16 protein-coding genes and 3 tRNA genes are annotated in these 18,969 nt (G+C 43.7%); 18 read left to right on the top strand and 1 reads right to left on the bottom strand.

The window, feature by feature from the left end:
• Window positions 1-233: 233 nt before the first annotated feature.
• Entirely contained in the window at window positions 234-1,616 is a 1,383-nt protein-coding gene (locus HGJ98_RS07460) for a methyl-accepting chemotaxis protein (RefSeq protein ID WP_291350425.1), read from the bottom strand.
• A 293-nt stretch (window positions 1,617-1,909) separates the two neighbouring features.
• On the opposite strand from HGJ98_RS07460, the gene HGJ98_RS07455 reads away from it, so the two are divergent.
• The 18 genes from HGJ98_RS07455 (at window position 1,910) to HGJ98_RS07370 (ending at window position 18,759) form a co-directional block, all read left to right on the top strand.
• The gene (locus HGJ98_RS07455; RefSeq protein WP_291350424.1) at window positions 1,910-2,131 is read left to right on the top strand and encodes a hypothetical protein; all 222 of its coding nucleotides are present in this window, start codon (window positions 1,910-1,912) and stop codon (window positions 2,129-2,131) included.
• Between the two features lie 362 nt (window positions 2,132-2,493).
• Entirely contained in the window at window positions 2,494-3,252 is a 759-nt protein-coding gene (locus HGJ98_RS07450; RefSeq protein WP_291350423.1) for a nitrite reductase, read from the top strand.
• A gap of 143 nt (window positions 3,253-3,395) precedes the next feature.
• Window positions 3,396-3,677 carry a nitrite reductase gene (locus HGJ98_RS07445; RefSeq protein WP_291350422.1) on the top strand — a complete coding sequence of 94 codons (282 nt, stop codon included), beginning with the start codon at window positions 3,396-3,398 and terminating at the stop codon, window positions 3,675-3,677.
• A gap of 81 nt (window positions 3,678-3,758) precedes the next feature.
• On the top strand, window positions 3,759-5,006 hold the full coding sequence (locus tag HGJ98_RS07440) for a globin-coupled sensor protein (protein ID WP_291350421.1): 1,248 nt from the start codon (window positions 3,759-3,761) through the stop codon (window positions 5,004-5,006).
• A 389-nt stretch (window positions 5,007-5,395) separates the two neighbouring features.
• The gene (locus HGJ98_RS07435; RefSeq protein WP_291350420.1) at window positions 5,396-6,619 is read left to right on the top strand and encodes an HD domain-containing phosphohydrolase; all 1,224 of its coding nucleotides are present in this window, start codon (window positions 5,396-5,398) and stop codon (window positions 6,617-6,619) included.
• 341 nt (window positions 6,620-6,960) lie between these two features.
• Window positions 6,961-7,608 (top strand): O-methyltransferase, encoded by a 648-nt coding sequence (locus HGJ98_RS07430; protein WP_291350590.1) that lies wholly within the window; start codon window positions 6,961-6,963, stop codon window positions 7,606-7,608.
• Window positions 7,605-8,291: a heparan-alpha-glucosaminide N-acetyltransferase gene (locus HGJ98_RS07425; RefSeq protein ID WP_291350419.1), complete on the top strand. Its 687-nt coding sequence runs from the start codon at window positions 7,605-7,607 to the stop codon at window positions 8,289-8,291. The genes HGJ98_RS07430 and HGJ98_RS07425 overlap by 4 nt, the downstream gene beginning before the upstream one ends.
• Window positions 8,292-8,358: 67 nt before the next feature.
• A complete protein-coding gene (locus tag HGJ98_RS07420) occupies window positions 8,359-9,297 on the top strand; it encodes an alanine-tRNA synthetase second additional domain-containing protein (RefSeq protein WP_291350418.1) in 939 nt (312 codons plus the stop codon).
• 73 nt (window positions 9,298-9,370) lie between these two features.
• Window positions 9,371-10,096, top strand: coding sequence for a ribonuclease PH (rph, locus tag HGJ98_RS07415; protein ID WP_291350417.1), 726 nt, complete (start codon window positions 9,371-9,373; stop codon window positions 10,094-10,096).
• Entirely contained in the window at window positions 10,093-10,686 is a 594-nt protein-coding gene (locus HGJ98_RS07410) for an XTP/dITP diphosphatase (protein ID WP_291350416.1), read from the top strand. Before rph ends, HGJ98_RS07410 begins: the two co-directional genes overlap by 4 nt.
• Before the next feature lie 136 nt (window positions 10,687-10,822).
• A tRNA-Pro gene (locus HGJ98_RS07405) sits at window positions 10,823-10,899 on the top strand.
• A 62-nt stretch (window positions 10,900-10,961) separates the two neighbouring features.
• Window positions 10,962-11,038, top strand: a tRNA-Arg gene (locus tag HGJ98_RS07400).
• 16 nt (window positions 11,039-11,054) lie between these two features.
• A tRNA-His gene (locus tag HGJ98_RS07395) sits at window positions 11,055-11,130 on the top strand.
• Between the two features lie 510 nt (window positions 11,131-11,640).
• Window positions 11,641-13,629 carry a hydantoinase/oxoprolinase family protein gene (locus HGJ98_RS07390; RefSeq protein WP_291350415.1) on the top strand — a complete coding sequence of 663 codons (1,989 nt, stop codon included), beginning with the start codon at window positions 11,641-11,643 and terminating at the stop codon, window positions 13,627-13,629.
• Complete coding sequence (locus HGJ98_RS07385) at window positions 13,604-14,251, top strand: DUF1638 domain-containing protein (protein ID WP_291350414.1); 648 nt, start codon at window positions 13,604-13,606, stop codon at window positions 14,249-14,251. The genes HGJ98_RS07390 and HGJ98_RS07385 overlap by 26 nt, the downstream gene beginning before the upstream one ends.
• Window positions 14,252-14,272: 21 nt before the next feature.
• Complete coding sequence (locus HGJ98_RS07380) at window positions 14,273-16,234, top strand: hydantoinase/oxoprolinase family protein (protein WP_291350413.1); 1,962 nt, start codon at window positions 14,273-14,275, stop codon at window positions 16,232-16,234.
• A 353-nt stretch (window positions 16,235-16,587) separates the two neighbouring features.
• The gene (locus tag HGJ98_RS07375) at window positions 16,588-17,820 is read left to right on the top strand and encodes a DUF5667 domain-containing protein (protein WP_291350412.1); all 1,233 of its coding nucleotides are present in this window, start codon (window positions 16,588-16,590) and stop codon (window positions 17,818-17,820) included.
• A gap of 213 nt (window positions 17,821-18,033) precedes the next feature.
• Window positions 18,034-18,759, top strand: coding sequence for an SGNH/GDSL hydrolase family protein (locus HGJ98_RS07370; protein ID WP_291350411.1), 726 nt, complete (start codon window positions 18,034-18,036; stop codon window positions 18,757-18,759).
• Window positions 18,760-18,969 lie beyond the last annotated feature (210 nt).

Genomic DNA, 18,969 nt, shown 5'->3' with positions numbered 1-18,969 from the left:
GCTAGATCCTTCGCTGTCGCTCGGGATGACACAATGATTCAGTATGCACCCTACTTATTGAAGTGACTGGATATTTAAATATCGTTTCTAACACTTTCTTCAGCTGAATCCTCATTTAAAAACCAAAACCATTGCTCTAAAAAAATGGGCTGCAACAACTAATTTTAGTTTGTTGCAGCCCATTTTATCTCAGACTTTTACTTAGTCCATTTACTTCCTCTCCAGTCGAAGTTCTAAACGATCTCTTGTAATTCCTCAAGTATTCCGACAACCTCTTGAGAAGCTTGAGACATCTGAGCTAAATAATCGCTGGCCTGATTCGTGTTGCCTTGATTGTAAGCCAGGGCAGCTTGGCGTGCCAGGTCATGTACACGTGCATGGGGTGAGGCAAGCTTTGAAAAGATAGGATTATGACGCAATCCTTCATTTTCGGGAGATTCTGCCCATTTCCCTAAGCGGCAGTCGTGGTGATTACCGACGGTTGAAGGATCAACATGCTCATAGCCTAAAAGCATATTATAGATCCTCCAAGTCCAGAGGAGATGGTCTGTTTTGGATAGCTCTAAAGCATGGTGATTATCCATAGCAGGGACGCTCGAAATTTGTCTGGCCCTAAGTTCTCCGAGTTGTTGGCTGATGGCATAAATCCCCTCACCCGTTTGATTGGCAACCTGTTCTGTCGTAATCGCCGATTCGCTTAAGTGGCCAATGATTTGGGCGAACTCTTCAACAACGGCACTCTGCTCTTGGCTCCCGGCTGCAATTTGCTGGATGTCACTTGAAATTGTTTCAACATGTTGAAGAATTTGCTCTACTTCTTGACCAGCCCCCTGCATAACTGATTTGCCCTCGTTCATCACTTGAGAGAGGGAGAGAATGCTATCTGCGGTGCGTTTAGAATTATGGCTGAGATCCTCGATTTTCTTCCGAATGTCTGTAACAGAAGTCTTGGTGTGCTCGGCTAACTTGCGTACTTCATCGGCAACGACCGAAAACCCTCGCCCCTGTTCCCCAGCTCGAGCGGCTTCTATGGCAGCGTTTAAAGCTAATAGGTTCGTTTGGTCAGCAACTCCAGCAATAACAGCGACAATTTGTTCGATTTCGCTCATTGAATCAAGAACACCCTGAACTTGTTTGCTTACTTGCTCAAATTCAGTGAAGGAATGTTCAACAAAACCCACAGCTTTTTGGATTTTATCTACTCCAGAAGTCGCCATACTTAAGGATTGTTCAACAAAGGATGCAGCATTTGATGCTGAGGAGGCAGTTTCGCTTGCTGCAGCCCCCATCTCCTCCGCCTGGGCGGACATATTAGCAATTTGGGGTGTTTGCTCTTGAATGCGTTGAAGCATTTCACGGATGGAGGTCATACCTGTCATTTGTCCAACTACCCCGTTAATGTCAAGCATTGTGTGAGCGGCAGCGTTCTGACGGACCTCGATGAGTTGGTTTATGACCTTGACGACATCATACAGTGGGCTGGAAGGAGAAAGCTCTAGTTCAAGTGGTTTGCTGAGATCGCATCGTTTTAGACATTCCGTTAATTGGTTTAGTCCATCCATATCAATGGAAGCCTGATTATGATCTGTCCCATTATCTCTGCTAAATTTAAACACTAATTTGCCACCTCTCATAATAATCAAACACTAATTTAATGTAAATTCTGGAGACTCCGACAAAATCCTTCATGTAATACCATTATTCTTTTAAATTGATCAAAATTTAGTCAATTACTTATCGAAACAATTCTTGTACTACTGTAGGAGAAACAAAGCTTCCCCTGAGATTTCTGTGAAAAAAATATGATATAAATAGACACAAAAGCTTCACAATTTCTTAAAGCAAAATAATTGGGTTATGCTGTATAATAAGGATATTCTTAAAATACCCTTGATGAGGAGTGCTGCAAATGAACTGCCCGCTATGTGAAGCGCGAGATATTGGTCGAATCGGCCGTGAACGTTATTATTGTCGAGAGTGTTGCCATGAATGGACAAAGGGAGATGGCGTAGTAAAGATTTATGAGGTAATGTCGGATGGATCGGTAGCACGATTAGAAACAAACTCTGACCCGTTTCCTCTGCCAATTCATCAAGTTACGCATCAAGTCACCCATCGCCGTGCTGGATAGAGGTGTATTATTTAAACCCAAACAATCAACGTTACTGCTAAAGAACATTAGCCACATATTATAAGCAAAAAAAAGAGCTGAACAGCTCTTTTTTTTGTACTAACAAAACTTTGGAAGATAGTGTAGACGCTTGCTCATTTACGCCCTCTTACCACCCGGCATCTAGCTATCCTTGGCGATGCTCTAACTTCGAACATCCCTGTTTGGCTTGTGGCTTATGCCTGGACTTTTCGATAAGTTAACTCTTAAAGACATAAAGAAATGCGTTATTATAATTTTTAGAACGGTTACAGCAGGATTTCCTCTTACATACATAGAATTGTAAATATAAGAATTACTTTAAATAAGAGAGGAGAGCTTTTATGACGGAACTTCAACGAGACCATAGTTATCAATGGACGGGTGAAGCAGTAGAATGTTCCAGTGGAATCCACTGGGCTATTGCGGAACAGGCCAATGGACTTGTAGCTATCATCGTGAATTCCCCCGGCGGAATCTTGACCGGCAAGCAAGTGCGTGTTATAGCTGAGATCGTTGGAGAGGATGGGGTCATAAAGAACACACGCCGAATGGCTTCGCTTCTCCTTATACCCAAAGAAAGAGTTTCAAGTGCATTGGAACAACTCCAAGCAGTCGGCCTTCGTGTGGCAAATTTGCATAAAAGCGTTCGGAATATAGCAGCTTGTCCGGGTAAGGGGTTTTCCCCTAACTCTCGTGGAGATACATTAGACCTTGCGAAGAGGTTGGATGAGGAGTTTTACGGAACGATTCTTCCTTGGGATTTCAAGATTGGAATATCGGGATGTCCCCGCAATTGCACAGGAGTACAGTGCCAGGATCTGGGTCTAATGGCAGAACCGCGTGGAAAGTATTCCCTTTGGATTGGTGGCACAGAATCAGGGATGAGCCCAAAACATGGAACCTTAGTACGTAAAGGAATTCCTAAGGAACAAGTTTTTCCTGTTGTGAAACGGATCTTGGAAACCTATACCTCGGGAGCAGAAGAGTTTGGGGAGGAACTTGGTGAGAGAGCTCGTCTTTATCGTGTCATAGAGAAGACTGGGCTTGAACGCTTTAAGAAAGTAGTCGAAGAAATCCTTAACAATACGAACGTAAAGTGAGTTCAGGGTTACTAGTTGAATGTGAGAGGGGTTAAATTATGGCGACTCAAGGGTTCAGTAAGCTTAGTGCTTATAAGGCCTTTTCAAAGATGGATAAATCTTGCGCCCAAGGGTGTAAATGTTCGGCTCTGTGTCAATTATTTATGGCAAAGGAATTCCTTAGTTTATCAGCTCAGACGGGGGAAAAGTTCTCCGATAAAATCCCAGAAGATATCCTCGATATGTTCCGGAGTGTCCCCATAATTCAAGAACGTTATAAAAATTTTGAACTTCAAGAAGCCTTTGTTGAGGTTCAAAGTATCTGCGATAATTGTGCAACAGATGAGCACGATTCCTTTTGCACGGTGAACGTAGTTCTAACCGCCCTGGGAATTCTACTGGAAGGTAAAGACTACGTTACAGATAAGGATAAGGAATTGATCTAATCGACTGATCGAGAATTCGTTAGTTGTAACAGAGACTGGTGTAACTAAAGAGATAAAGGGATTAAGAGAGGATGAATGTTGTTGATTCAACTGCATCAGTTTAGCTTAGATGAGTCAGTTCAATTGCTGAGAATGGACGCGGGACAGTTGGCCCTTCTTAAAGAGGTTCGACTAGTCATTGAGCGGGATTCGGAGGAAATTATCCGTAATTTCTACGCCCATGTAACCACATTTCCGGATCTTAAAGCAATTATTGATCGCTTTTCCTCTGTTGAGAAGCTTAAAGTTACCATGAAAAAATACTTGTTTTCTCTCTTCCCGGATAAGATTGATGAAGAGTTTATGCAGTGGCGGGTAACAATCGGAGAAATCCATAAACGGATTGATTTACCTCCATTTTACTATTTGAGCGCCAACCAGTTCTTTTGTGACGAAATCATACCCCGGATTTTCAAACATTATCGCAAAAATACTGACCAGGCTATTCGTGCCAGTTTGGCAGTTCAACGAATCTTAAGTTTTGACCAACAAGTTGTTATGGCTAGTTACATTCAGTCCTATATGACGGAAATCGATAAGAAAGCTGAATTAGAGAAAGCCTTAACCGAGATTGATAACCTGCAACGCAGCGTTAGCGAAGCCAGCCAAGCATTAGCTGCAACATCCGAGGAAACAGCCGCTTCTGCGGCAGAAATGAATGAAGCAACTTCCCAAATTTCGAGTAATGCTTCTGAGGCAGCTGAATTCTCTCGTCAGGTGGATGCTTTGGCACAAGAGGGTGCTCGAAAGATTCAAATGATCTCAGAAACGATTTTAAACTTAGCGACTATGACCTCGGAGATGCAAGGGAAGATGGCGGAACTTGATAAAAGTTCCGCTCGCATTGCCTCGGTCACAGATGTGATCAAAGAAATCGCTTCTCAGACGAATCTCTTGGCCTTAAATGCGGCCATTGAAGCGGCACGCGCAGGAGACAGCGGCAGAGGCTTCGGAGTGGTTGCAGAAGAAGTTAAGAAACTTGCCAATCATTCCGAACAGTCAGTTAAAGAGATCAGCGCCTTGATTATGCTTACCAAACAAAACACGGTTGCGGTGAACCACTCGATTGCCCAAACAACAGAGGCTATGCAAGGTGCAGCCGCAGAGGCCAAGGAAGTCGTAAATCGCTTTGGAGAAATTATGTCCGCAATTAATGCGAGTATCCAACAAGTTCGAGCAATTGCTCAGCAGATCGATGCCTTATCCATGACCGCTGGCCAAATAGGATCAGCATCTGAAGATGTAGCCAACTCTGCCACCTCTCTGGCCCAAATGGGTATGAGAGATTAGGGGACTTGTGTAACACAGCGCTCGGTGCTTACGACGCAGAGCAAACTAACCGTTTAAGCTCTCGGCTTTGGGGAGCGGGGTTCATCCTTCGGCGATGATAGTATTGTTTTGAAGAACCCGCCTACGGCGATAATCTCCACTGGAGACTATCGTGCCAAAAGCGCCATCCCTGGCGCATTGGCGGCAGCGCACGTCCTTGTGCGCTGCCCCGTATCTGGGGTCGCTTAAACGGAAGGGTTGCTTAGCTGCTTACGTAAAGACGTCGCGCTTGTGTGACACTGCGTCCTGGGCTTTGGACGGGGTGACGTTGCTAGGGAGAAGGCACATTTGTTGTGCACCTTCCTTGGGGGTTAAGGTGTAGGGAGTAAGTCTAATTGGAGGAATAAGATTTGTATGAAGATGCCTTCTACATCAGGAAGATGTGGAGTTTTTCCCGAGCACTTGATTTGGGATTAGTTGATGAAGAAGTTGAACGAGGGTTACAGGTTTCGTTAGGGGAACGGCACGGAGAACGTGTGGCGTATATTGCCATGCGTCTAGGACGCAATCTAGGACTCAGCAAGAAAGAGCTAGCCCAGCTGACGGTTTCTGGATTGTTGCACGACATAGGTGCTTTGGGTAATTTTACAGAGTATAATGGGACCCCTCGTATTCTTAAAAATCATTGTCTTACGGGGGCCTCGATTGTTGCGCGTTTTCCAGCTGGAGGAATTCTTGCGCCAGCCATTAAATATCACCATGAAACGCCTGACCCCTTATATGCTGCCTTGGGAGCTCCGACCGAAGAAGTTCCCTTGATGGCTCGTATTCTATCTTTAGCGGATCAAATCGATCTGCGCTTGAAGCGAAGACTATCCAAGCGACGGGAGAGAGACGAGATCCTAGAGTGGGTAACCGCAGAAACTGGAACCTTGTTTTATCCGGAAGTCGCAGCTGCCTTTAAACAGGTGGCCCAGAAAGAGGCTTTTTGGCTGGATATTGAACAAAGGGATCTACTGCAAATTGCTTTAGGGCTTTTATGTGGAGAATGGCAGCTCCCAGCGACTCGGGAGCTAAAAAATGGATTTAAAGACGATTTAGCAGCAACCTTCGCTGACCTGATTGACCAGAAAAGTAAGTTTACAGCTCGTCACTCACGGTCTGTTGCAGAGACCGTAGAACGTTTGGCTCGGGGGCTTGGTTGGAAGGATGATCAACTACGAGAAATCTATGTGGCGGGTTTACTTCATGACTTGGGTAAGCTCTCAATACCAAGGAAGATTCTCGATAAACCAGGACCCCTTGACCCTTCTGAGGTTGAGATTATTCGTACGCATACGTATTATACCCATCGGTTATTGACAGAGGCTGGCTTTCCTACCCGTATAGTAGAATGGGCTGCTCATCATCATGAACGTTTGGATGGCAAAGGATATCCCTTCGCCTTGGCAGAGAGAGAGCTTGATATCGGAGCGCGCCTTATGGCAATCGCTGATATTTTTGCAGCCCTAACCGAAGATCGCCCTTATCGTCGAGCCATGAGCACAGATGAAGCTCTGGCCTTGATTCAGCGCGGGGCAGGAACAATGCTAGATCCTGTATTAATAGACCTAGCCAAAAAAGTGCTTGTATAAACGGGCTGCTTTTGCCTTAGGAGATAAAGAGCTCAATGAGGGGCCCTGGTTTGATGGCTATCTCAAATGGTTTCGCGGCCTGCTTCAACAAAGGGCAGGAACCGCTTGAAGCAAGAGAACCGTTCCCTTGCTTCTTGAAACAGCTAACCTGTCCCCCTGTTTTGCTGTTTTGCAACAGCTTTCGAAAAGTATGTTCTTTTGGACCTGCTCAGTTTGACGGTTAAACAAGCAGAAAAAGGGCATACTTTTTTATGCTTTTTGAGAATTATAAAATTATTTGTGGTAAAGTGGAAGCAAACTGAACGATTGGTAATCTGACTGAAGAAGAAAGGGAGATGACATTGTTTTACCCCTTTGAAATGGAACGTTATTTGGAAACCCTGCTGGGTGAGCGGGACCCGTTGTTGCATGAAATTGAAGAACAGGCACTTAAGGAAACCATCCCCATTGTGACGCCTATGGTTGGGAATTTTCTTAATTTGCTTGTCTTTACAAGCAAGGCTCAAACTATCTTAGAAGTTGGGACAGCCATCGGATATTCGACGATATGGCTGGCTCGTGCTGCCAAAGAAACTGGGGGGCACGTCACCACCATTGATATGAATAAGGATCGTCTAGCCCGGGCACGGGAAAACATTGAGTGTGCAGGACTGCGAGATCAAGTCACAACTTTAGAAGGAGACGCCCGTAAACTCCTAAGGACACTAGATGCGGCCTATGATCTTGTTTTTATTGATGCCGCAAAAGGGGAGTACTTAGAGTACCTTAGTTTAATTTACCCTTTAATTGCACCTGGGGGTCTGCTGGTGGTGGATAATGTCCTCTTCCGAGGATGGGTGGTGCCCGGAAGTACCTTTGCCCCTAAGTATGACCGGATGGTCGGAGGCCTGCGCCAATTCTTAGAGGACCTTTCTCTAAATCCTGATTTTTCAACCTCTGTTTTACCCTTTGGAGATGGAGTGTCGGTTAGTCGACGGATAGGCCCATGATTTCGAAACAGCGCTATGGTGAGATTGATTTCCTGAGGTCTGTAGCAATTTTGTTGATGGTTCTATTTCATATCGTCTATGATCTGAGGGAGTTCGCTGGGATCAATATAAACTATCAGGACCCGGTTTGGTTTCTGATCGGAAAAGCTTCAGCCTTACTCTTTATTTTCATTTCTGGGCTTGCCAGCGGGTTTAGTCGATCCCCCGTTAGACGAGGACTTAAAGTGCTGCTTTATGGAATGGGAATTACCATCGCAACCTATTTGGCCATGAAGGACATCTATGTTCGCTTTGGAATCCTGCATTTTTTGGGAGTAACCATGATCTTATCTCCGATTATTTACTCTCTGTCTTCGCGAATCCTCTGGGTCCTTGCCGGTGCTTCCGCTTTACTGGGTTTTTGGTTTAAAGGGCTGGTGCTGGAAACAAGCCTCTTCCTTCCCTTAGGCCTTATGTATAAGGAGTTCGGTTCTATGGATTATTACCCCCTTTTTCCGTATATCAGTGTAACCTTTCTCGGTGTTCTGGCTTACCGACATTTATACCAGCGGAGGTCAAAACCACTGGTTGCTTTTAAGCTGGATTATAAGCCAATTCTCTGGTTAAGTCGGAATTCTTTGCTGATTTATTTAGTTCATCAGCCCATAATTCTTCTAATAATCTTTGGTATAAGAGGATTCTGACTATCTAGATCAGTCATCTTCGGAGTATTATTGATAGAACAGTGTGGGATAATCAAGAAGGGGGCGCATGGCTTTGGTTATGTTTGTACATGAGCATCTAATGCAGGCAGTTTATTTTGCTCCACGCGGGAAGAAACGTCTTCTTTTTTTAGGAACGAATATTCAACAACGTTATTTAAGCCCTGAGGATAAGCTGATCGGTTTTGTAGGGGATGCGGGAGCAGGAAAGTCTTTACTGATCCGAGGTATGTTTCCGGGACTGGAACTCACGAATGATGACGATGGAATCAATATTAGACCCTTACCATTGATGGATGATGCAGATCGGGAGTATTTTCGCTATCATACCTATCACTTAGATGTCCGCTTTGAGTCCGCTTTTACTCAGCCCTGGAAAATCGCTGAAGCGATCCAAAAAGCGATTTCGGCAGGTCGTCGTGTTGTTATCGAGCACTTTGACCTTGTGTATCCCCAGCTCGGCGTCAATGCGGAAGTTCTGATTGGAGTAGGGGAGGAAGTGATTGTAACCCGTCCGACGGTCTTCGGCCCGGAACCGCAAAGCATAACGGATATTGTTTTTGATTCTATTAAGTACCGACGCATGGCGCACAGCGCCGAGGACATCACATCCATGATTCTTGAGGAAATGGGCTTACCTAAGCCTGAGGTGCACAGCGACATAAAACATGGTTTTGTCTTAGAACTTCCCGAAAAACCGGATATTGATTTAGATTTAGTTGAGCATCGCGTTCTCGACCTAATTAAAGCAGATTTGCCCATATGTTTTGCTAATGATAATCACATTCGAGTTGGAGAAATACTTTATCCATGCACAGGTCCTCGGATTCATATTCGACGTTCTGGTGAGATTAAAGGGTTTCACTTGCTTAAGGAATTTCGATTTGACCCCATCGCCCAGCTCTATACCATTGCTGGTATCGTGGGAGAGGAAACTACGCCTGCCCGGTCTTTGGATTTATTTGGTGCACGTAATCCGAAGGTTTAAATTGGCATTTTCCTAACGATTCTGATAAACTAAAATAGAAAAAACTGGTTAGAAGAAAGGTAAGGTTTTCGATATGCAACGTTCGAATGGTCGGGCAAATAATGAATTACGTCCTGTGAAAATATCACGTCAGTTTACAAACATTCCTGAGGGTTCAGTTCTCATAGAGATTGGCGAAACTAGGGTCTTATGTACTGCTACTGTTGAAGAAAAAGTACCTCATTTCCAAAAAGGGTCAGGTAAGGGGTGGGTAACTGCTGAGTACGCCATGATTCCTCGAGCAACTCAGACTCGGACCCAGCGTGAGGCAAGCAAAGGGAAACTCACCGGACGCACTATGGAAATTCAACGCTTAATCGGTCGCGCCTTGCGATCCGTGGTTGACTTAAAAAAACTTGGTGAGCGAACTATTTGGCTGGATTGCGATGTGCTTCAAGCAGATGGCGGAACCCGTACAGCCGCTATTACAGGGGCTTACGTAGCCATGATTGATGCGATTCAGTACTTAATGGAGAAGAAGCTTATTCGAACAAACCCAGTTCAAGATACTCTAGCGGCTGTTTCAGTGGGAAAGGTTCAGGGAGATGTGGTTCTGGATTTAGAATACGAGGAGGATTCTAAAGCTGAAGTGGATATGAATGTCGTCATGACAGGCGCCGGGAAGTTTGTGGAAATTCAAGGAACGGCAGAAGATATCCCCTTTGATCGGGCAGATTTAGATCATTTCCTAGAACTAGCTGAACAGGGAATCCGTTCCTTGATGGAAGTGCAGAAGTCTGCTGTGGAGACGACGGCATGAAGATAATACTAGCCACTCAAAACCAAGGGAAAATCCGTGAACTTCAAGACCTTCTTGGGGAAGAAGATATTGAAGTTCTCTCCCTAAAAGATATAGAAGACTGGGAAGATGTCGAGGAAAATGGTAAAACCTTTGCGGATAACGCTGCCCTTAAAGCCAGAGCAGCAGTCGAGAAAACAGGGTTAATTGCCTTGGCAGATGATTCTGGTTTAGAAGTTGATGCCTTAGACGGTGCGCCTGGGGTTTATTCTGCTCGATTTGCGGGTGAACCAAAAAATGACCATCGAAATAACGATAAACTCCTTGAACTATTAGAAACTGTGCCTGATGACCAAAGGCAGGCACGTTTTCGCTGTGCTTTAGTTGTAGCAACCCCTGAAGGGAAAGAATTTCTCACAGAGGGTACCGTCGAGGGGCAAATATTAACCGAACGTCGTGGAACAGATGGTTTCGGCTACGACCCGCTCTTTTTTGTCCCCGAATATGCACGCACCATGGCCGAACTAACCTTAGCTGAGAAGAATAAGCTTAGTCACCGTGCCCAAGCTTTTCGCAAAGCGATTCCGATTCTTCAAGCTCTTAAGGTATAGATTTAGAGTAAATACCCAGCATAATTAAAGCCAAAGATCTTGTCAAAAGCGAGGGAAAACTATCCAAAAAAAATCTTTTGTTTTTCCCTTGACGAATAGATAAAGATGAGCTATACTAATCAAGTCACCAAACGGACGGGGTATAGCGCAGCTTGGTAGCGCGCCTGCCTTGGGAGCAGGAGGCCGGGGGTTCAAATCCCTCTGCCCCGACCATTTAAATCCCAGCTTTCCTTAATAGTTGGTAACCTGGGTTCAAAAATCGTATCCTTGAAACTGCGCCTGTAGCTCAGTTGGATAGAGCATCTGCCTTCTAAGCAGGTTGTCGGGGGTTCGAGTCTCTCCAGGCGCACCAATATTAAAACCCTATGGTGGGTGTGGCGAAGTGGTTAACGCACCGGGTTGTGGTTCCGGCATTCGTGGGTTCAAGCCCCATCACCCACCCCATATTGCAAAAAATACACCGAGAATTTGATTCTCGGTGTTTTTGTTTTACTATCAGAAAGTATAAACTTGCGTTATATACTTTCTAACCATCAGTGCAACTAGGACTGCCGCCTTCGCCGGAGGCTTGGCGCCAGCCAAGTCTTCTTTATTACCCGTTAGGAATTATAATTAAGTTGATCTTGGAAACGGGGGAACAGGTTCACTGTTTCGCTAAGGCGAAACAAGGAACCTGTCCCCCCGTTTCATGTCCCCCTGTTTCACGGATTTTCTTGAGTTGGAAATGACTTAGAATTAAAATATAATTGACTTGGATGCTCTGGATATCCCTTGTTTGTCAGCAGAAACGTAAAGTTACTATTGGCACTATAATTGCATTATTTATCTGGATAAGTGGGATAAGGGGAAGGTCAATCTTGAAGCCAAAAAGGCGGATAGTAAACCATATTTCCTGTCCTTTATAGATAGGAAATCCTTTTTAATTGCTATATTCATTGTGGAGTGGTGATAATAATGGCTTATATATTAGGAATAGATACTGGAGGAACCTTTACAGATGGCGTCCTCTTAGATTTTGAAGCAAAGGCAGTCCTCGCCAAGGCTAAAGCCTTTACAACGCCGCAGGATTTGACCATCGGGATTAGAGAATGCATCAATAACCTAGGAGAAATCGACCCTAACCAAATCAAGATGGTTTCTCTCTCCACGACCCTCGCGACAAATGCGATCGTTGAAGGTCGGGGAGGAAAGGTAGGTCTAATACTGATAGGAAATAAACCGTCAGGAACATTCCCAGCCCAAAAGATCAGCTTAGTTTCAGGTGGACACGATGGGTTTGGTATTGCAACCTGCGAGCTTGATACGGAAGAGCTTAGCCAAGTTATTCGCCAAATGAAAGGTGAAGTAGATACTTTAGCTATCTCGGGTATTTTTAGTATAAGAAATCCGGAACACGAAAACCTTGCCAAAGAGTTAGTACAAAAAGAATGGGATGTGCCCATCGTTTGTGCTCACGAGTTAAGTTCTAGTATAGGGCTTTATGAACGGACGGTTACAGCATGCTTAAATGCCAAGCTATTGCCTATTATTGCGGACTTATTAAAAGCGGTTAAACAAGTGCTCCTGAAAAAGAAGATTAACGTACCAATCATGATCGTCAAAGGGGACGGATCTTTAATCAGTGAGGAAAAAGTTAGCCTTAAGCCCATCGAGACAATTCTATCCGGACCTGCTGCGAGTATTGTTGGTGCCATGTTTCTTTCGGGATTGGAAACTTTCTTAACTCTCGATATGGGTGGTACAACCTCTGATATTGGAATCATCAAAAGCAAATGTTGGAGAATGCATAAAGATGGGGCAATCGTTGCGAACTGGAGAACTCATATTGACACCGCTGGGATTAGCACCTTTGGAATCGGAGGAGATAGTTACATAACTGTTCCGACGAAAGGTCATTTAAATATCGGCCCAATCCGAGTAATCCCACTGAGTGTGGCAGGCGCCCGCTATCCTTATCTAAACAAGGAACTTAGTCAAATTCAAAGTTGCAAAGCACTCAGTGTTGAGAGTATCTTTAACGGGCAAACCTTGGATTGTTGGATGATTATTAAACCTCCTCAGGCTCTGGAGAACTTAAGTCGAGATGAACAATTAGTTATTGAAGTCCTAAAAGACGGACCCCATAATGTTCTAATTCTTAAAGAACGAATCGGGAAATATGTAAGTCCCTTTGCACTAAAATCCCTTGAACAAGCTGGGGTCATCGGACGGATATCCTTCACCCCAACCGATGCTCTCCATTGCCAAGGATACTTAGAAAAATGGAATGTTGAGACTGCCCATCAAGGGGCTAGGGTCCTCGCCAATACTTATGGTTGTAGTCCAGAGAAGTTTGTCACACATTGCCTGGATAATATCACCGAATCCCTTGCTCTTTCCATTCTACAAAGTGTTTCTTCTAAACAAGGATATGCCTTTGATATAAAGGATCCTAACTTGAAGTTTTTCCTAGAGCCCTTTTTCAAACGAATTAATCAAGATGCAGATATCCAAGTTCCTATCTGCCTAAATTACCCTATTGTAGCTATTGGCGCCCCTGTAAAAGCATATTTGCCAGCAGTGGGTGACTTATTGCAGACTCAAGTAATAATTCCTGAGCACAGTGAAGTTGCCAGCGCTATTGGGGCGGCTATGGGAAAAGTGACCGAAAAGATCACGGCTTTAATAAAACCCGGCTTTACAGTTCACGCCCCCTGGGGATTCGAAAAATTCATGTATTACGAAGATGCACGAGAAAAAGTTTTAGCTAAGGCAAAAGAAATCGTCTTGGAAAATGCCCGAAAAGCAGGTATAAGTGACCCGGAGATCACTGTAAACCAAGATAAGGTAACGAGCGAAACGGATTATGGGACGGTATTCATCGAAGAATTATTTGAGGTCATTGCCTCGGGCTATTGCCAAAGAAAGGACGATTTAAATGAATGCGAAGGTTTTTATTTGTAGCACTATGGCCGACGAGATCGAAAAGGTTCTTCCCCAGGGTATGGCTTATGAACTATTGCCCTATGCTCTTCATCGAGAGCCTAAAAAACTTAACCTGGAATTACAAGCCCGAATCGACGAGGACCAAGATCATGACACACTTCTATTTGGCTACGGCTTATGTTCAAACGGAGTTGTTAATCTTCATTCGGAAAAACACACGCTGGTTATTCCCAGGGTTCATGACTGTATCAGTCTTCTACTTGGTTCGCGGCAGATTTATCAGGAAGAATTCGAAAAATGTCCTGGAACCATTTACTTGAGCAAGGGGTGGATCGATCAAGGAGGTGATCCTAAGGCAGAGTACGAAAAATATAGTGAAAAATATGGTGAAGAAAATGCTCGATATATCATTGACACAGAATACCATAACTATAAACGACTTGTCTTCATAGATACGGAAGTAGGAGATCGTGCAACCCTTATCAACTATTCCAAACAAGCAGCGGACTTTATGGGGGCAAAGTTTGTAGAAAAAAAAGGATCTTGTCAGCTTCTAGAGAGATTAGTAACAGGAGACTGGGGAAAGGACTTTGTAGTGATTCCACCAAAAATGATGGTCACCCAAGAAAGTTTCTTCTAGTGGGACAAGAGGAGTGGTGATATGGCTTACATATTAGGAATAGACACAGGAGGAACCTTTACGGATGGGGTCCTCTTAGATTTTGAGGAAAAGGTTGTTCTCGCTAAGGCTAAAGCCTTTACAACTCCTCAGGATTTGACCATTGGCATTAAAGAATGTATTGAAAACTTAGGTGAGCTTGAGACAGAAAAGGTGAGAATGGTTTGTCTTTCCACAACCCTGGCAACCAATTCCATTGTTGAAGGACGGGGTGGTAAAGTCGGGCTAATCTTAATTGGAAAACGTCAGCCTATCGGAGACTTGCCTGCTCATAAAATTGCGCTGGTTTCTGGGGGCCATAACCTATACGGGGTCCCTTTCTCAGAGCTAGATACACAAGAGTTGACAAGGGTAATAGCCCAAATGAAAGGGGAAGTTGACACCCTGGCAATCTCAGGGAATCTTAGTATTCGAAATCCCGCCCATGAACAACAAGCCAAAGACATCATTCGCAGACAATGGGATGTTCCTATTGTTTGTGCACACGAACTCAGTTCAAAGTTAGGCTATTATGCCAGAACAGTAACTGCCTGCTTAAATGCCAGGTTACTACCCATCATCAGAGACTTACTGGGAGCAGTCAAGAGTGTACTAATTGAAAAAGCTATTCTGGCTCCAGTCATGGTTGTCAAAGGAGATGGCTCATTAATTAGTGAACAAACTGCTTTTGAAAAACCAATTGAGACCATCTTGTCAGGACCGGCTGCCAGCGTAGTGGGTGCAACATTTTTGACAGGAATTGAAACAGTTTTGACCCTTGATATGGGTGGAACGACAAGTGATATTGGCATCGTCAAAAACAAACGATGGCGAATGAATGAGCAAGGGGCAATGGTAGGTGGTTGGAGAACCCACATTAATACGGCAGAAATCAGTACCTTTGGCATTGGTGGAGATAGCTCTATAAGAGTTGATGCAGGAACTTACGTAAGAGGGGTTAACCAAGGGAAACTGAAGATAGGACCGACCCGTGTCTGGCCTTTAAGTGTTGCTAGCGAGCGTTACCCTAATCTTGTTGAGGAACTCAGATCGATAGAAGGGAAACGTGCTGTCTATCAAGGGCAAGCCGTCGATTGTTGGATGATCCTTAAACATCCCCAAAGCCTTGAGAGTTTGCGCCTTGATGAAAGGGCAATTATTGAGGCGCTAAGGGATGGAGCCCATAATATATTAACCCTAGAAAAACGTCTGGGTGGTTCCCACAGTCCCTTAGCCCTAAAATCCCTCGAACAGGCCCAAATGATTGGCCGAATCTCCTTTACTCCAACGGATGTCTTGCATTGTCTGGGTTTACTGCGAAAATGGAATGTGTCAGCAGCCCTTGAAGGATCTAGAATTTTAGCCATAGAATATGGCTGCTCGGCTGAGAAATTTGCAAATTATTGCCTTGAACAGATTACAAAGTCTCTTACACTTTCCGTTTTACAAAGTTTAGCCTCCAAACAAGGTCATACGTTTACCATCGATAATGACCAGAATTTCAACTTCTTAGACGAACCAATCTTTAAACAAACTAAAGAGGATCTCGACTTTAGCCTGAAAATTGGATTAAACTATCCCATAGTGGCCATCGGTGCGCCTGTTGAATCTTATTTGCCCACAGTAGGGGAGTTATTAAACACTCAGGTGATTATTCCTGAGCATAGTGAAGTAGCAAATGCAGTGGGAGCAGCAGTAGGTAAAGTCAGCGAAAGGGTAACAGCAATCATCAAACCAGGATACAAAGTCCACGCTCCATGGGGCTGCGAAGGATATATGATGATCGAAGATGCCCGCAACAGTATTCTTACCAAAGGCAAAGAAAGGGCTATCGAAAACGCCCGCCAGGCTGGAGTCAACAACCCCGAAATAACCGTCAACCATGACGTATCCTCCTGTGAAACAGATTATGGAAAAGTCTTCCTCAGTGAAGCCATCGAGATAATAGCTTCAGGCTACCCCTGAAACAGGGGGACAGGTTCACTGTTTCGCGAAACAAGATGACAGGTTGACTGTTTCGCCATTGAAACAGGAGGGGGCAGTCTAACCCTTTTGCCAAGAAATTTTGTAAATATTGAAAGTAGCACCGAGAATCAGTCTCGGTGCTTTTTTTAGTTGATTTAAAACCCATATTCCTTTTCGTTCACTTTGATTATTAATTAACTATTAAGTTCCCCCCTCAAAAATAATCTGGAACCCGTAAATGTAGTATGTAAGGTGGTCAAAAGTTTTAATATATGTTGCAAAAAAAAGACAAATAGAACATTAAAACCAATTTATGCCTTTTAAAATGATTATTTAAAGAAAAGAGGGTACAAATGAAAACAACTGATATGGCAAAAACTTCAGAATCATTGAGATCCACTAGAATTAAGAAAAAGCTAGCTATTGTCGTAACGGCAGCACTTTTAGCACTTCCCTTAGGAACAACACTTGTTCTTGCAGAAACAGTACCAGTCGAAACAACTTCTACAAACACCACAACGGATACAGGAAGTACAGATCCTGCACCTGACGCCACCAATGCGGACACCACCACAACAAATACCACTGGCCCAGATACCGCAGATACAGATTCGACAAGTACGGATACGACAGATACGGACACAGACACAAACACAGATACAGATACCACAAGCCCAGATTCGGAGAGCACAGATACAACGAATACCGATAACGAAGATGAAAATAACGAAGATACAGATACCACGACAGTTGTCGACGCTGACGGAAATGAAGTTGATCCCGCTAACTGGTTATCTGAACTAATCGGAAAACTTAAAATGGCCTTGGCCTTTGATCCGGCACGAAAAGGTGAGCTAAGTGAACAGCAGGCACTTGAAAAGTTAGCTAGAGCTCAGAAACTGATGGTTGAAGGAAAAATTGAAGAATCCCAGGTAGCTTTTAGTGAGTACACCAATAAGATTACTAAAGCGCAGGAATTCCTAGATCAGATTGAAGATCCCGACTCTGAAGAAGCCCAAAATCTTACAACTGCCCTTGCAAATGTCAACCATAATAATATTAAGGTTTTAGGCAATTTGCTAGATAAGCTTCCCCCGCAAGCCGCCCAAAAATTAGCCCTTAATGTCGTTCGCTCCATGGAAAAGGCTGTCATTAAGATGGAAAAACAAGAAGCTAAAAATGATAAAGTGACCTCACCCGAGACCACATCTGAGGGCACTTCGGAAACAACACTGTCAACCGAGAATAAAGCCTTAAAAAAACAAGCCAGAGAAGCCTTAAACGAATTCAAAAAATCTCTTAAACAAAAAGGAAAGATCCAGCTAGATGATGACCAAGACCAAGTCGACGAGGATAAGAAGGAAAACAATGTAGCAACTACACAGAAACAATTCTTCGCCGATGGTCAACCAACGTCTGTGACCGTTGCTCCTGCTGAATTGGAGTCTAAACAGATGACCGATCGATTATCCAAACAGGAGAATAGGGATCAAGACAAAAGGGACGAGAAAAGCAAAGACCAGGACAAAGACAAAAACCAAAATAATCAACGAAACAAACATCAGAACAGCCAACGAGATAATTAAATAGAATAGTTAACTTGCTACAAGGTCTAGCCTATTAAGCATCAAAGCGACTCTCGGGAGTCGCTTTTTCCATGCTAAGAAAATGTGGCGGTTAAGAATATTATCGGAAACGGTTGGGCGCTAAATATGTTTTAGACAAATTTCCCCTTACTTCGCAAAAAAGTTATGAGATGATGGGGAATGGCGATAGGGCATAAGAAAGAGAGTAAGACTATGAGGAAGATATTTCTGTATCTATTATTCGCAACACTGGTATTCTTTTTAGGAAATTGTAGTATTCCAGAAACAGTACAGGCAGAACAAGGAATCGTGACCACTGCAAAGGTTACCAAAGTTAGACCATTAACGGGCATAAAAAAGCTACAGAAAGATAAAATTAAGGCTGTAATTCTTGGAGATTCGATTGCCGTTAGCCAAGGTGCTTCAGATCCCTTAGAAACTGGATGGGATAGGGTTCTTAGACAATCCTTATCAAAGGAGTATTCAAACAATATTTTATGGGTTAATAAAGCTTCATCCGGAACACTTGTAGATTATTGTTTAACGAGAGCAACAGAGATAAAAAGCAATACGGATGTCGTCTTTATTTGTGTAGGAAGAAACGATAGAAATTATTACAAGCCGTATCAGTTTAGTAAAAAATATCAACAGTTAATCCGAATTATTAAAAGGGAGGCTCCTAACGCGGATATTTTTTGTATTGTTGAACCTCCTATGGTATCTGCTGATGAATCGTTATTTTTAGGTATCAGAAGAGCAATTATCAACGTATCTGATAAGACTGGGGCAAACTTACTAGATGTGTGGAGTGCATTTCCGAAAAATCAACGTGCTTTAGGTAAGCTGTTACAGGACGGGCTTCACCCTAATGACAAGGGTTACAAACTAATGTCAGATTACATAAATAATCGATTAGTTCGGCTTATAAATAAGATCTAGTAACCGCATAAAACGCTACTAAGTCAGTAAAGAAAGCAACCGCTCAAAATGCTTCTCGAAATCCTATGCGTTTCTTGCCCTAATATCAATGCGAGAAAAACAAAAAGACAGTTCAACCTTTTTAGGTCAACTGCCTTTAACTTACTAAATGGTGCGAGAGAAGGGACTCGAACCCCCACGGTTTCCCGCTGGAACCTAAATCCAATAAAT

This window comes from Desulfosporosinus sp., from assembly GCF_014237355.1.
Lineage (GTDB): Bacteria > Bacillota > Desulfitobacteriia > Desulfitobacteriales > Desulfitobacteriaceae > Desulfosporosinus.
This window is presented reverse-complemented; position numbering and strand designations above follow the sequence as displayed.

Bases quoted from the DNA above. Each gene is read 5' to 3' on its own strand.
- HGJ98_RS07455 (WP_291350424.1), top strand. From the start codon at position 1,910: ATGAACTGCCCGCTATGTGAAGCGCGAGATATTGGTCGAATCGGCCGT.
- HGJ98_RS07450 (WP_291350423.1), top strand. From the start codon at position 2,494: ATGACGGAACTTCAACGAGACCATAGTTATCAATGGACGGGTGAAGCA.
- HGJ98_RS07445 (WP_291350422.1), top strand. From the start codon at position 3,396: ATGGCAAAGGAATTCCTTAGTTTATCAGCTCAGACGGGGGAAAAGTTC.
- HGJ98_RS07425 (WP_291350419.1), top strand. From the start codon at position 7,605: ATGATTTCGAAACAGCGCTATGGTGAGATTGATTTCCTGAGGTCTGTA.
- HGJ98_RS07420 (WP_291350418.1), top strand. From the start codon at position 8,359: ATGGCTTTGGTTATGTTTGTACATGAGCATCTAATGCAGGCAGTTTAT.
- rph (WP_291350417.1), top strand. From the start codon at position 9,371: ATGCAACGTTCGAATGGTCGGGCAAATAATGAATTACGTCCTGTGAAA.
- HGJ98_RS07410 (WP_291350416.1), top strand. From the start codon at position 10,093: ATGAAGATAATACTAGCCACTCAAAACCAAGGGAAAATCCGTGAACTT.
- HGJ98_RS07390 (WP_291350415.1), top strand. From the start codon at position 11,641: ATGGCTTATATATTAGGAATAGATACTGGAGGAACCTTTACAGATGGC.
- HGJ98_RS07385 (WP_291350414.1), top strand. From the start codon at position 13,604: ATGAATGCGAAGGTTTTTATTTGTAGCACTATGGCCGACGAGATCGAA.
- HGJ98_RS07380 (WP_291350413.1), top strand. From the start codon at position 14,273: ATGGCTTACATATTAGGAATAGACACAGGAGGAACCTTTACGGATGGG.
- HGJ98_RS07375 (WP_291350412.1), top strand. From the start codon at position 16,588: ATGAAAACAACTGATATGGCAAAAACTTCAGAATCATTGAGATCCACT.
- HGJ98_RS07370 (WP_291350411.1), top strand. From the start codon at position 18,034: ATGAGGAAGATATTTCTGTATCTATTATTCGCAACACTGGTATTCTTT.